The 13,217-nt window shown below is 35.4% G+C and carries 12 protein-coding genes and 1 other annotated feature; of the genes, 10 read left to right on the forward strand and 2 right to left on the reverse strand.

Going from position 1 to position 13,217, the window contains the following annotated elements:
- Positions 1-26: 26 nt before the first annotated feature.
- The 8 genes from BJL90_RS14030 to sdaAA all read left to right on the forward strand — a co-directional run bounded on the left by BJL90_RS14030 (position 27) and on the right by sdaAA (position 8,275).
- The gene (locus BJL90_RS14030; protein ID WP_070969228.1) at positions 27-1,166 is read left to right on the forward strand and encodes an LCP family protein; all 1,140 of its coding nucleotides are present in this window, start codon (positions 27-29) and stop codon (positions 1,164-1,166) included.
- Positions 1,167-1,345: 179 nt separating this feature from the next.
- Entirely contained in the window at positions 1,346-2,347 is a 1,002-nt protein-coding gene (locus BJL90_RS14035; RefSeq protein WP_070969231.1) for a calcium/sodium antiporter, read from the forward strand.
- Between the two features lie 16 nt (positions 2,348-2,363).
- A complete protein-coding gene (gene rsfS, locus BJL90_RS14040; RefSeq protein WP_070969233.1) occupies positions 2,364-2,732 on the forward strand; it encodes a ribosome silencing factor in 369 nt (122 codons plus the stop codon).
- Positions 2,733-2,788: 56 nt separating this feature from the next.
- Positions 2,789-2,978: a binding site (T-box leader), on the forward strand.
- A gap of 64 nt (positions 2,979-3,042) precedes the next feature.
- On the forward strand, positions 3,043-5,505 hold the full coding sequence (leuS, locus tag BJL90_RS14045) for a leucine--tRNA ligase (RefSeq protein WP_070969236.1): 2,463 nt from the start codon (positions 3,043-3,045) through the stop codon (positions 5,503-5,505).
- Between the two features lie 21 nt (positions 5,506-5,526).
- Positions 5,527-6,174, forward strand: coding sequence for a helix-turn-helix transcriptional regulator (locus tag BJL90_RS14050; RefSeq protein WP_070969239.1), 648 nt, complete (start codon positions 5,527-5,529; stop codon positions 6,172-6,174).
- Positions 6,175-6,214: 40 nt separating this feature from the next.
- The gene (locus BJL90_RS14055) at positions 6,215-6,595 is read left to right on the forward strand and encodes a RidA family protein (protein ID WP_070969241.1); all 381 of its coding nucleotides are present in this window, start codon (positions 6,215-6,217) and stop codon (positions 6,593-6,595) included.
- 106 nt (positions 6,596-6,701) lie between these two features.
- A complete protein-coding gene (gene sdaAB / locus BJL90_RS14060) occupies positions 6,702-7,370 on the forward strand; it encodes an L-serine ammonia-lyase, iron-sulfur-dependent subunit beta (RefSeq protein WP_070969244.1) in 669 nt (222 codons plus the stop codon).
- Positions 7,371-7,396: 26 nt separating this feature from the next.
- On the forward strand, positions 7,397-8,275 hold the full coding sequence (gene sdaAA / locus BJL90_RS14065) for an L-serine ammonia-lyase, iron-sulfur-dependent, subunit alpha (protein ID WP_070969247.1): 879 nt from the start codon (positions 7,397-7,399) through the stop codon (positions 8,273-8,275).
- Positions 8,276-8,297: 22 nt separating this feature from the next.
- On the opposite strand, the gene BJL90_RS14070 is transcribed toward sdaAA, so the two are convergent.
- Positions 8,298-9,623: a D-alanyl-D-alanine carboxypeptidase family protein gene (locus BJL90_RS14070; protein ID WP_070969249.1), complete on the reverse strand. Its 1,326-nt coding sequence runs from the start codon at positions 9,621-9,623 to the stop codon at positions 8,298-8,300.
- Positions 9,624-9,835: 212 nt separating this feature from the next.
- Between BJL90_RS14070 and BJL90_RS14075 the strand changes: the two genes are divergently transcribed.
- Together BJL90_RS14075 and selD are read left to right on the forward strand one after the other, a co-directional pair.
- On the forward strand, positions 9,836-10,471 hold the full coding sequence (locus BJL90_RS14075; RefSeq protein ID WP_070969252.1) for a helix-hairpin-helix domain-containing protein: 636 nt from the start codon (positions 9,836-9,838) through the stop codon (positions 10,469-10,471).
- A gap of 58 nt (positions 10,472-10,529) precedes the next feature.
- Positions 10,530-11,570 (forward strand): selenide, water dikinase SelD, encoded by a 1,041-nt coding sequence (gene selD / locus BJL90_RS14080; protein ID WP_081562014.1) that lies wholly within the window; start codon positions 10,530-10,532, stop codon positions 11,568-11,570.
- Between the two features lie 251 nt (positions 11,571-11,821).
- On the opposite strand, the gene BJL90_RS14085 is transcribed toward selD, so the two are convergent.
- Complete coding sequence (locus tag BJL90_RS14085; RefSeq protein WP_070969257.1) at positions 11,822-13,186, reverse strand: alanine/glycine:cation symporter family protein; 1,365 nt, start codon at positions 13,184-13,186, stop codon at positions 11,822-11,824.
- Between the last annotated feature and the right edge of the window lie 31 nt (positions 13,187-13,217).

Genomic DNA, 13,217 nt, shown 5'->3' on the forward strand with positions numbered 1-13,217 from the left:
TAAGTATTTTATTAAAGAGGTGAAATATGGGAAAACGGGCAAAACGAAGAAAAAGACCGATGGGCTTTATCTTAGTGATTGTCATTGCTTTAGCAGTGGGGGCTTTTTTTATAAATAGTAGTAGGTCTAGCCATCGAACAAACATCCTAGTTTTTGGGGTAGATGCCTTAGAATCACAAAAAAGCCAAGCTACTAGAGCAGACACTATTATGCTTTTCAGTACAGATGGGAAAAATCCAGTATTGATTTCTATACCAAGGGATACCAGAGTGAACATTTCAGGTAGAAGATCTCCTGAAAAAATTAATCATGCCCATGCCTATGGAGGCGCAGAACTGCTAGTTAACACAGTTGAGGAGTTTTTGGACATCCCTATCCACTATTATGCTAGAATAAACTATAAAGCTGTTGAGGAACTGGTAGAAGCATTGGGTGGGATAACAGTTGATGTGCCTATAGATATGAAGTATTCTGACCCTTATGATGATCCACCTCTTTACATTGATATTAAGAAGGGGCCACAGACTTTAAAGGGAAAAGATGCCCTTCATTTTTTGCGTTTCAGGAGTGGTTATGCCAATCAGGATTTAGGAAGAATTGAAGCACAGCAAAGATTTGTACATGCTTTGATGGACAAAGTGATGTCACCAATGATTATCTTTAAAGTTCCTACACTAACAAAAACTTTTTATAATAATGTCGACACCGATATACCAAAAGCTAAAATATTTTCTTTGGGTGTACAGAGTTTAAGAGCAAAGATTGACGAGATTACTAAGTTAACATTACCAGGAACCCCTGCAATGGTAAACGGTACTTCTTATTACATTGTAAAGGAACAAGATATCCTTACTATAAAAGAAAATTATTTAACAACACAGTCAAAGCTAGATAGTGTAATTGAAGTATTAAATGGATGTGGTGTAAGTGGTGTAGCAGCAACTTTTGCTAAAAAGTTGGAAGATGAAAAAATTTCAGTGGCTTCCATAGGAAATTATGATGCTAATGATGTCGTTGAATCTTTTATAATCTACCGTATTGGGCATAAAAAAGAGGCAAAAAAACTTAGTAAAACGCTAGGAATAAAAAAACTTATAGAAGCAGAAAAGGAGATAGAGACAGTAGATATCCGCATTATTATAGGAAAAGATTTAACTACAAATTAGCTCTTCAAAAGTCTCCCCTAAAAGAATTTTGTTTTAGAGAAATTGACATATATTTAAGGAATTTAAATATATTATAACTGTACACATTTATTGAAGACAATGGCAAATTTCTTTGAAACAAAAGACATTTTTATCTAGCAAGGAGATTACTTATGCAAGTGAGTAATAGGGGGGACAATATGGGAAACTTAGGGGTTTTTTTGCTGTTTACTTTAGGTGTAGTCATCATTATTAAAGGTGGTGACTGGTTTGTAGAATCTGCTGTTTGGGTGGCCAAAGTAACGGGAGTACCTAATGTATTGATTGGTGCCACAATTGTAAGTATAGCAACAACACTACCTGAGCTGTTGGTTTCTTCTATTGCAACCTATCAACATTACTATGATGTTGCGATAGGTAATGTGGTGGGTTCCATGGTTTGTAATATTGGCCTTATATTAGGATTAACTGCTTTACTGTCACCTATAAAAATTCAGCCTAGTAAATTTGCTGTTAAAGGTTTTTTTATGCTAATCAGCGGCATCGTATTGCTATTTTTAGCGAAAGATACGATTATTACACCTCAAGAAGGAAATCTATTTATTTTGTTATTTTTTATATATATTGTGATGAATATACTAGAGTTTAGAGGGAATGGAAAGAATAATAGGGAATACCACGCTACTGCAAATTTAGATAAAAGTAATACAAAAATAAATATAGGAAAATTTATCATAGGTGCTTTATTTATCACTGTGGGAGCAAGGTTATTGGTGAATAATGGAATTATTATTGCGGAGTTGGTAGGCGTACCGCAGCAGGTAATAAGTTTAACACTGATTGCTTTAGGTACTTCTCTTCCTGAACTAACTACAGCTATAGGCTCTGTGATAAAAGGTCATGGAGAAATATCTGTAGGAAATATTTTAGGCGCAAATATCCTTGACATGGTCATGGTATTAGGGGTATGCTCAAAATTGGGGGAAAAAGGAATTGTTATCAACTATGAAAACATCATGTTGGGAGCAACGATTCATAATGTGCCTCAATCCTTATACTTGGATATTCCAGTAGCTTTGCTAATGATGGTAATTTTGGTTTTAGGAGGCTTTTTAAAAGGAGCAATTAATCGCACGATGGGTTTTAGTATGTTGTTTATTTATATCATGTACTTAGGTGTATTGGCTAAGTTATTTATATAATATGAGGAGGAGTTAAATGAAAAACGAAACCTTTGGCCTAGTAACAAAAATAGTGAAACATATTGATGATAAACTAGGACAGAATATAACTGTATTAGATTTGAACGGTATATCTACCTTATGTGACTACTTTGTCATCACCAGTACCCCTTCTATTCGGCAAGTAAAGGCAATTACAGATGAAATTCAGGATCGATTAGAGGAAGAGGGAGTGTATGTTTTACATAAAGAAGGTTATACTTCTGGAAGATGGGTTCTATTGGATTATGGGGATATTGTTATCCATATACTTTATAAAGAAGATCGGGAGTTTTATAATATAGAAGGAATTTGGAAGGATGCAGCGATTATAAATATTGACAAAATAATTGAAAATAATATATAATAAAATACAATATATAATAAACAAGTATGTATTACTAAAAAATATTAATGAAGTAAAATAGTACAAGGAGTAGTAAACAGAAGATACTTTTGTAGAGAGTTGATGGATGGTGAAAATCAATAAAGTGTGCTGTTGAACTTGCCTGGTTTTGTTTATGCTATTTAGGATGGAATCCTTTATCAACCGAAGAAGTGGACTTTCTGTCAATTAGGGTGGTACCGCGGACTATTGTGTTCCGTCCCTAAATAGACATGAAAGTTTTTGTTTTATTTAGAAAAAATTTAATACTAGAAGGAGGAAGATTAAGTAGATGGCTACTTATGATTTTAAAAAAATTGAAGCAACATGGCAACAACGATGGGAGACTGAAAAATTATTTTCTACCTATAACGAGGAGCAACCTAAGTACTATGTATTAGAGATGTTCCCTTACCCCTCTGGTAAAATTCACATGGGACATGTTAGAAACTATTCCATAGGAGATGTTATTGCCAGATATAAAAAGATGAAGGGTTTTAATGTTTTACATCCAATGGGATGGGATGCTTTTGGATTGCCGGCAGAAAATGCTGCTATCAAAAATGGTATTCATCCGGGTATTTGGACAAAACAAAATATAAATGATATGAAGGAACAGTTAAGCACGCTAGGATTAAGTTATGACTGGGATCGCGAAATAGCCACCTGTAATCAAGATTATTATAAGTGGACCCAATGGTTATTTTTACAATTTTACCATCATGGTTTAGCTTATAAGAAGGAATCAAGAGTGAACTGGTGTCCATCCTGCGAGACAGTTTTGGCAAATGAACAGGTTGTTAATGGGAAATGTGAAAGATGCGATAGTTCTGTTGGAAAAAAGATGCTAAATCAATGGTATTTTAAAATTACAGAATATGCAGATAAATTATTAGAAGATATAGAATTACTAGAAGGTTGGCCCCATAAAGTAAAAATCATGCAAGAAAACTGGATAGGAAAAAGTACTGGTGCAGAAATTGAATTTAAGATTGAAGGCTATCAAGAAAGTTTAAAGGTATTTACTACAAGGCCAGATACAATCTTTGGAGCAACTTATATGGTTTTAGCACCAGAACATCCTTACGTTGGGGAATTAGTAAAAGGCACTGAGTTTGAAGAGGCTGTTAACGCTTTTGTCACAAAGCTTCAACATATGTCTGACATTGAAAGAACATCAACAGAGGCAGAAAAGGAAGGTCTTTTTATAGGCCGCTATTGTATCAATCCTCTATCAGGTGAAAAAGTACCGATTTATATTGCAAACTATGTATTGGTAGATTATGGTACAGGTGCTATTATGGCAGTGCCAGCCCACGATCAAAGAGACTTAGATTTTGCAAAAAAATATGATATTGCTATAGTACCTGTTATTCAATCAGAAGAAAAAGAATGCTCAGCAGATGATGAGGCCTATGCCGGTAATGGTATCATGATTAACTCAGGAGAATTTAACGGCTTAAAGAACCAAGAAGCCTTCGATAAAATTTGTGACCTTCTAGAAGAAAAAAATATTGGTGGAAGAAAGGTGAGTTATCGATTAAGGGATTGGCTCTTATCTAGACAAAGATATTGGGGAACACCAATACCTATTGTTTATTGTGATACCTGCGGTATTGTACCTATTAAAGAAGAAAATTTACCGGTGGAACTTCCTCTAGATGTTAAATTTACAGGAGAAGGTTTATCACCGCTTACCACAAGTGAAACCTTTATTCATACTTCTTGTCCTAAGTGTGGCAAAACCGCTAAAAGGGAAACAGATACCATGGATACTTTTGTTGATTCTTCTTGGTACTTCTTAAGATATGCTGATCCTAAAAATGAAAATTTGCCTTTTGATAAGACCCTTACGAATCATTGGATGCCGGTGGACCAATACATTGGAGGGGTAGAGCATGCGATTTTACACCTTTTATATTCAAGATTTTTCACAAAGGTAATCAAGGATTTAAATCTGTTAGACATAGAGGAACCTTTTAAAAACCTATTGACCCAAGGCATGGTTTTAAAGGATGGAGCAAAGATGTCTAAGTCCAAAGGAAATACCGTAAGCCCTGAAGAAATTATTGAAAAATATGGTGCAGATACTGCTAGATTGTTTGTACTGTTTGCAGCACCACCTGAAAGGGACTTAGAATGGAGTGATCAAGGGGTAGAGGGTTGTTCAAGATTTTTAAACCGTGTATGGCGTCTTGTGGAGGAAGCATTAGAAAATGATTTATTAAACAATACAACTGAGGAAATGACAAAACAAGATAAAGAATTTCAATATATGATTCACAAGACAATTAAAAGAGTCACAGAAGACATAGAAGGAAGATTTAATTTTAATACTGCTGTCAGTGGTATTATGGAGCTGGTGAATGATTTATATAAATATAAAGAAATTGACAAAACCAACATCAATGGCACCTTGTTTAGAGAAGGTATTGAGACCGTTATTTTGCTGTTAGCTCCTTTTGCTCCTCATATTACAGAAGAACTTTGGCAAAAAATAGGTAAAAATACTAGAATTTATTTAACACAGTGGCCTACCTATGATCCGAAAGCCATTGTTAAAGAGGAAGTAGAGATTGTTGTACAGGTCAATGGAAAGCTTAGGGAAAAGATGATGCTTCCAGCAAATATTACAAAAGAGGATATGGAAAAACTGGCAGTAGAAAATGAAAAGATCCAACAATTTATTCAAGGAAAAGAGGTAAAAAAGGTGATTGCAGTACCTAAAAAGTTAGTAAACATTGTAATCAAGTAGGGGAAAAAAGGAGGGGAGATTATGGATAGAAATTTGCATCCTATTTTAAAAAGTTTTATTCCAGTAGTAGAAGGCATTGCCAAGACCCTAGGAAAAAATTGTGAAGTTGTACTGCATGAACTTAAAAATTCTAAAAAAACGATCGTAGAGATTTATAATGGTGAAGTAACTGGGAGATCCATAGGAAGTCCGATGTTGGATGTAGGTATTCAAGCGATTAGAAAAGGAAATGAAGCAGACAATATACTAAACTATAGAAATAAAACTTCTGATGGTAGGGTGTTAAAGTCATCAACTATGTTTATTAGGGATGAAAATGGTGAGATCATAGGTTGTTTATGTATCAACATTGATATTTCTGAATTTATCGTAGCTCAAAAAGCCTTTGAAGAAATTGTAAAAACAGATATAAAGGGCGAGGTAAATTTAGGCGATTTTCCACATAATAATGTCAACGATGTGCTAATCAATATTGTAGCAGATACCTTAGAGAGATATGGAAAACCTGTCTCCTATATGAATAAAGAAGAAAAAGTCAATATCGTTAAGAGATTAGATGAACAAGGAGCTTTTTTAATTAAGGGAGCCATTGATTACGTTGCTAAAATTCTTTGCGTTTCTCGTTACACGATCTATAATTATTTAGATGAAATAAGGGTAAATGGTTAAAAATATATAGTGATCTCACTAAGTAAAGGAGTTGGTAGATGTGAAACAAGAAATCAATACCAAAAAAGCCCCGGCAGCCATTGGACCTTATTCACAGGCCATAAAGACAAATGATTTATTATTTGTCTCTGGACAAGTACCTATGAATCCAAACACCATGGAAATTGTTGAAGGAGATATCCAGGCTCAAACAAAGCAAGTCTTAGAAAATCTTAAAGCTATTTTAGAAGAAGCGGGATTAACTTTAAATGATGTTGTGAAAACCACTGTATTTATCAAGGATATGGAGGATTTTTCTAAAATTAATGAAGTGTATGCTGACTATTTCAAAGAAACTAAGCCAGCTAGAGCTTGTGTAGAAGTGGCAAGATTACCTAAAGATGTTGGTGTTGAGATTGAAGCAATTGCTGTAGTAAAGTAAGAAAGTATATTAAAGTAGTGGTCGGTGATCACTACTTTAGTTTTTGATTATTAAAAAAGCCTGAATCGTGTATACTAATACTATCCAAAGGTAGGAGGAAAAAAGAATGAAGGATTATAGCATTTTCGATATCGTAGGGCCGAATATGATTGGTCCCTCTAGTTCTCATACAGCAGGTGCATGTAGATTAGGAAAGGTAGCGCATAAAATTGCCGGTGGAAGTATAAAAGAAGTTACTTTTTTGTTACATGGTTCCTTTGCAAAAACCTATAGAGGGCATGGTACAGATAAAGCATTGGTAGGAGGGATACTAGGGTTTGATCCTGATGATGAACGACTAAGACGTTCCTTTGATATAGCTACAGAAGAAGGAATTATCTTTCATTTTGTAGAGGAGGATTTAGGAGAAGTACATCCTAACACAGCAAAGATTGTGATGAAAAAGGAAAATAATACGATGGTCGAAATATTAGGTTCATCTATAGGAGGAGGCAATATCGTAGTAAAAGAAATAAATGGTCTAGAACTAGAGTTTACTGGAGAATATACCACCATCATTATTTCCCACATAGATAAGCCTGGTGTGATAGCGAAAGTATCAGCCATTTTGGCTGAGTATAGGATTAACATTGCTTTTATGAGGGTATACAGACATGATAAAGGACAAAAAGCCTTTATGATTATAGAAACAGATGATGCAATTGCTGAAGAAGTTATAGAAGATATAAAGCATATTGATGATGTTGCAAATGGATATTTGGTAAGCATAAAGTAAGATAAAAAAGAAGAGAGGTGAAGGCTATGAATTTTTCAAGTGGAAGGGAGTTATTGGATTTATGTAATAATTCCAACAAAAAAATATCTGAAATCATGATGGAAAAAGAAAAAAAAACCTCTGAATTAACAGAAAAAGAAATTATTGATAAAGTTGCCATAAGCTTAGACATTATGAAGGAGGCTACCAATAAGGGTTTAACAGAGGATATCAAATCTGTCAGTGGACTGATTGGTGGCGATGCAAAAAAAGTGAAAGAACGCAGCGAGAGGCATCAGCCTGTATGCGGAATGATGATGAGTAAAGCGATAAGTCGTTCTATGGCAGTATTGGAAGTAAACGCTGCCATGGGGAAAATTGTAGCAGCCCCTACAGCAGGCTCCAGTGGCATATTACCAGCAACATTGCTTACAATAGGTGAAGAATTTCATCTTTCAGACGAGCGGTTAATAGAAGGTTTAATGACGGCAAGTGCTATAGGGATGATTATTTCAAGAAATGCTACGGTTGCTGGAGCCGAAGGTGGCTGTCAGGCTGAAACTGGTTCTGCTGCTGCGATGGCTGCTGCGGCTGTGGTAGAGCTTATGGGGGGCTCACCTGAAGCGAGTTTTCATGCTGCTGCAATTTGTATCAAGAATATTTTAGGCTTAGTTTGTGATCCTATAGCAGGCTTAGTAGAGTCTCCCTGCGAAGCAAGAAACGCTATAGGAGCAGCAAATGCCCTTATTTCTGCTGAAATGGCTTTAGCAGGGGTAAAGAGTCTTATTCCCTTTGACGAAGTTGTAGACGCTATGTACAGAGTAGGAAGATGTTTACCTATGGAGCTTAGAGAAACTGCTTTAGGAGGATTGGCAGCAACGCCTACAGGGAAAAAACTACATGAACAGGTTTTTGGAATGAAATAAGCGAAAATAGGGGACATTTCTCCTATTTTCGCTTATTTAATAAACTTCTACTAAACTTATAAGAAGAAGCATGTTTTCCTGAATAAAATCCTCTTTTTCCTCTTCTACGTTTTAATCTTATGGTGATAACAATAAGCTGCCATAAAAGAAATAACACCACAAGAGCAATAATAAGGTTTGAAGGTATCGTTATTCTTCTTAATAGAGGTTTTACTTCTACATCATCTTCAACGATTAAGTCTACTTCTCCTAACACTTCATCTTCAATAGAATAGACGACTCTTCCTAAAATATCACCAGCTGCAATCGGAGCTGCTATATCTTCATTTACTATGATTTCTTCATGAACAAAAGAAAGATCTAACGCTTTAGGAACCACAGCATATAGTGTTTCTTCTGTATAAAGAGGGATGGTATCCTGTGTACCATTTTCAATAGGAGATTCAATTTTTAACTGATTTTTTTCAACTAGCTGTACCAATTGAAAGTGGTCGTAACCATAGTCCACCAAACTTCTTGAATCAGAATAAATATTTACTCCTTGCGCTCCCAATACAACAGCAATAAAACGATGATCATTCTTAATAGAAGAGGTGATCAAACACTGTTGCGCTGCTCGGGTATATCCAGTCTTAATACCATCAATAAGGTCATATTGAATATTAGTATATGCTCCATTATACAGCATTCTGTTGGCACCGCCAGTACCCCATAAAAAACGATTGGTATTACGGTAATGTCTGGCTTCTGGTGTAAATTCCGTAGCCTCTAAACTAAAATTGACTGTAGAGACAATCTCTCTAAAAATGTCAAAAGACATAGCATGCTTTCCGATTACCGCTAAGTCATAGGCAGTTGTTACGTGGTTTTCGTCTGGAAGTCCGTGGGGATTTGTAAAGTGCGTGTTTAAGGCACCTAACTCCTTTGCTCTTTCATTCATTAATTGGGCAAATGCTTCTATAGAACCAGAAACATGATATGCCAGTACTTCTGCAACGTCATTAGCAGAGCGAATCAATAGGGTTTTTAATAGTTCTTCAACAGTAAAAGATTCACCTTTAAGAAGATATGCACTAGCACCATCTACATAGGTATCTTCCTGAATTGTTATAACATCATTTAGGTTAGTATTTTCTAAAACTAAGATCGCTGTCATTACTTTAGTAGTACTGGCGGGGTAAGCTACCTCATGTGCGTTATGATCAAATAAAACTTTTCCGGTAGTATAATCTATTAATACTGCATTTGGAGCTGTTATATTTAAATCTGCATAAGCGGCAGATGTAATAGCAGTAGAAAAGATAAGTATAAGTAGCATAAGAAAAAGAATATTTAGTTTTTTTGACATTTTTTTCACCAACCTTGTATAGAGTACAGTATTCACTTTATAGAGTATAAAAGCATTCACTTATATAGTATAGCAGATATGAATAAATTTTTTAAGGAAAACTTTGCAGAATATAGAGGAAAAATAAATATACCTATAGAAATTCTTTTAATAAACTTGAGATTTTTATTGAATATAAGGATCTCCTATGATATAAAAGGAGTGGAGTAATCATGGTAATGAAGTTAAATCATAGACAAAAACTTATTATGATTATTTTTATAGTTATAGTATTTGCTTTTATCTTCTATACAAATCAATTAAAGAGGAAAAAAGAAATATATATTTTAAGTGAATCACAACAAGAGACTGTGATAGAATATCAAGAGAGTCAAAACGAAACAAAGACAAGGAAGCCTACTATTATTGTACATGTAGAAGGAGAGGTAATACAACCAGGCGTGTATGAATTGCCAGAAGAATCTAGGGTTTTTCATGCCATTGAAGCTGCTGGTGGCCTAAAAAGCACTGCCGATAGAAAGCAAGTAAATTTGGCTAAAAAAATCCTGGATGAAGAAAAAATTTATATCCCTACAGAAGAAGAAAATCTTCCAAATTCTTCTTTGGATCAAGTAGTAAGCCAAGCAACTATAGTGACAACCTCTGTAGGCAGCAATGGACTGGATATTAATAAGGCTTCCAAAGAAGAGTTAGAGTCACTTCCGGGCATTGGAAATACTTTAGCCCAAAGAATCATAGACTATAGAAGTGAGAAAGGAGGTTTTCAGAGGATCGAAGAACTTCAAAATGTCAGTGGCATTGGAGAGAAAAAATTTAGTGAAATTAAAGATAAAATTACGGTAAAATAAGAGGGTATAAATACTTTTTATAGAGAGTAGTAAGATAAGATGAAGGGAGGAAAAAACATTGGCACTTGATAAAAGACTAACACAACTAACCAAAAGTGCTGGATGAGCGGCAAAAATAGGACCTGATGTCCTGGCACAGGTACTGTGCCACTTACCTAGAATAAATACAGATAAACTGCTTGTTAGTTTAGATACCTCAGATGATGCTGCTGTATATCAGTTAAATGAAGAAACAGCTTTGATACAAACTTTAGATTTTTTTACACCAGTAGTAGATGATCCTTATCTCTATGGACAGATAGCAGCAGCTAATTCATTAAGTGATGTTTATGCCATGGGAGGCCAGCCGCTTACAGCGATGAACATCGTCTGTTTTCCCACTTGTTTAACGACAGATATATTAAAGGAAATATTAAGGGGAGGAGCAGATAAGGTATTGGAAGCAAATGCTTTGCTGGTAGGAGGACATACTGTTGAAGATGATGAACCTAAGTATGGATTGTCTGTTACTGGAATTGCTCATCCGAAAAAGATTTTAGCCAATAGCCAAGCCAAGGAAGGAGACTATTTAATATTGACCAAACCTTTGGGTACGGGTATATTAAACACTGCCATTAAAGCTGATCTATGTACTCCAAGTCAGTATGAAGCAGCAGTAAAAACAATGCGTACATTAAATAAGTATGCGTTGGAAGCATTAGAAAATCTAAGACTTTCAGCATGTACAGATATAACAGGTTTTGGCTTTCTCGGACATGCTTATGAGATGGCAAAGGGAAGTGATGTATCTTTAGAAATATTTAGTGAAAGAATCCCACTGGTGGAGGGGGCTTTAGAATACGCAGAGATGGGGATCCTGCCAGCAGGAATGTATGCCAATAAAAGACATATTGAAAAAGAAGTACAGGTAGCAATTTCTGTTAAAGAAGCTGTTCAAGATATACTATATGATCCTCAAACCTCTGGAGGTTTGTTATTTTCCTTACACGAAGAAGATGTAGAGAAGGCTTTAGAAAACTTAAAAGCTATAAATAAAAATGATTTTGCAGTCGTAGGAAGGGTGACTTCAAAGCAAGATTATAGGATCTATATAAAATGAGACTTAATTCAAGGGAAGTTTTTACTTCTCTTGAATTATAGCGGAACTTACTTCCAGGATATGGGACTTGATCTCCCACTTGCATAAGTAGATAATCCAAATCTTTGATTTGGTGTTAGTCACTTAGTTTGTTTACCTAGAAGTGAGGGTTTTAGCAATATACCTAAGGATAAAATAATGCTAAAAAAATTACTATAGAACAGATAAAAGACAGGAAACCTAATATCTCCTGTCTTTTATCATAATGATAATTACTTATTTATTTTCTCTGTAAAAAACTCTTTTGTAAGCTTAATAACAATGCCGCTTAGCCCTAATAAACCAACTAAGTTTGGTATAGCCATTAAACCATTTAATGTGTCGGCAATATCCCAAATAAGGTCTAGACTGCCGATAGCGCCTACAAAGATTAGTGGTAACCAGATAACTCTATAAATTTTATTAATACCTGAACCAAATAAATGCTCAGCACATTTTTCACCATAATAAGCCCAACTTAAAATAGTAGAGAAGGCAAAGAATAAAATGCCGATAGCAACGATAATACCACCAGGGCCAGGTAAACCATCATTAAAGGCTGCAGTAGTTAGTTCTGCTCCTGTTAAACCACTATTCCAAACACCAGTGGCAAGGATGGTTAAAGCTGTTAAAGTACAGATAACAATTGTATCAGCAAATACTTCAAAGATTCCCCAAAGTCCTTGACGAACTGGATGATCTGTTCTTGCAGCAGCATGGGCAATAGGTGCACTACCTAAACCAGCTTCATTAGAGAATACACCACGGGCTACCCCTCTACGCATAGCCTCCATCACAACCGCACCAGCAAATCCACCTACAGCAGAAGCAGGAGTAAAGGCATGTTTAAAGATTAAACCAAAGGCAGCAGGAATTTCAGAAATATGCATAATCAAAATAATCAAAGCACCGATAATATAAAATACAGCCATAAATGGTACAATTCTTTCAGTAACAGAGGCAATTCTCTTTAATCCTCCTAATATAACTAAAGCAGCGGCTACCGCCAAAACAGCGCCTGTCACTGCTGGAGGTATATTAAATGTAGTCATAGCAGCAGCAACAGAGTTAGACTGTACCATATTTCCTATACCAAAGGCTGCTAACGCACCAAAAATAGAAAAAACAATAGCTAACCACTTCAGACCAAGACCTTTTTCTATATAGTACATAGGCCCACCAACCCAGTTACCTTCTTCATTTTTCTCGCGGTATTGAATGGCTAACACAACTTCTGCAAACTTTGTCATCATACCAAAGAAGGCAGAAACCCACATCCAAAAGATTGCTCCAGGCCCACCGAGGGCTATAGCAGTAGCAACCCCTGCGATGTTACCAGTACCAATGGTTGCCGCCAATGCTGTGGCAAGCGCTTGAAAGGGTGTAATATCTCCTTCAGTAATATCTGTATCAGGTTTTTCAAAAATTTTCATTAAAGTTTCTTTCATGGTGAAACTAAATTCTTTCACTTGAAGAAAATTTGTTTTAAAAGTAAAATAAATTCCAGTACCTACAAGAAGAACTAACATATAAGGACCCCATACAAGACCGTTAAGCGTACTATTAATACTTTCAATGGTATTTACAAAAGCAAACATAAAAAACCTCCTCCTCTTATTAAATTATAAT

It is taken from the genome of Clostridium formicaceticum, assembly GCF_001854185.1.
Taxonomy (GTDB): Bacteria; Bacillota; Clostridia; order Peptostreptococcales; family Natronincolaceae; genus Andreesenella; species Andreesenella formicacetica.

Excerpts from the sequence above, each read along its gene's own strand:
- leuS (WP_070969236.1), top strand. The coding sequence starts at position 3,043 with ATGGCTACTTATGATTTTAAAAAAATTGAAGCAACATGGCAACAACGA.
- rsfS (WP_070969233.1), top strand. The coding sequence starts at position 2,364 with ATGAAAAACGAAACCTTTGGCCTAGTAACAAAAATAGTGAAACATATT.
- sdaAB (WP_070969244.1), top strand. The coding sequence starts at position 6,702 with ATGAAGGATTATAGCATTTTCGATATCGTAGGGCCGAATATGATTGGT.
- BJL90_RS14035 (WP_070969231.1), top strand. The coding sequence starts at position 1,346 with ATGGGAAACTTAGGGGTTTTTTTGCTGTTTACTTTAGGTGTAGTCATC.
- BJL90_RS14050 (WP_070969239.1), top strand. The coding sequence starts at position 5,527 with ATGGATAGAAATTTGCATCCTATTTTAAAAAGTTTTATTCCAGTAGTA.
- sdaAA (WP_070969247.1), top strand. The coding sequence starts at position 7,397 with ATGAATTTTTCAAGTGGAAGGGAGTTATTGGATTTATGTAATAATTCC.
- BJL90_RS14075 (WP_070969252.1), top strand. The coding sequence starts at position 9,836 with ATGGTAATGAAGTTAAATCATAGACAAAAACTTATTATGATTATTTTT.
- BJL90_RS14070 (WP_070969249.1), bottom strand. The coding sequence starts at position 9,623 with ATGTCAAAAAAACTAAATATTCTTTTTCTTATGCTACTTATACTTATC.
- BJL90_RS14030 (WP_070969228.1), top strand. The coding sequence starts at position 27 with ATGGGAAAACGGGCAAAACGAAGAAAAAGACCGATGGGCTTTATCTTA.
- BJL90_RS14085 (WP_070969257.1), bottom strand. The coding sequence starts at position 13,186 with ATGTTTGCTTTTGTAAATACCATTGAAAGTATTAATAGTACGCTTAAC.